Raw genomic sequence first — 304 nt, 5'->3', positions numbered from 1 at the left:
GGGAGCCTGCGCTATGTCCGACCCGGACCGCCTGAAGCGGGTTGATGCCCTGCTGGACGGCCTGGACGACGTCCTGCCGCCGCCGCGCGTGCGCGCTCAGCTGCGCCTCGCTGCGAACCTCACGCAGCAGGACGTCGCGGACGCGGTCGGTGTGAAGCGCCTCGCCGTCGTGCGTTGGGAGCTGGGGAAGAGCAACCCTCGGCGTCCGCAGCGCACTGCCTACATTCACCTGCTCAAGCGCCTCGCGGAGCGTTTCCCCGAAGCCGCTGAGCTGGATGAGGGCATGCCGACGCCGGCCTCCGAA

Annotated in this window: 1 protein-coding gene; it reads left to right on the top strand. The window is 70.7% G+C overall.

The genetic code is table 11. The features are described 5' to 3' along the window. Positions 1-13: 13 nt before the first annotated feature. A partial coding sequence (locus IG90_RS0138865; RefSeq protein ID WP_030596230.1) for a helix-turn-helix transcriptional regulator occupies positions 14-304 on the top strand: 291 nt, incomplete at its 3' end.

It is taken from the genome of Streptomyces anulatus (assembly GCF_000721175.1).
GTDB lineage: Bacteria > Actinomycetota > Actinomycetes > Streptomycetales > Streptomycetaceae > Streptomyces > Streptomyces anulatus_C.
Note: the sequence above shows the minus strand (reverse complement) of the source record. Positions and strands in the feature narration are given on the sequence as shown.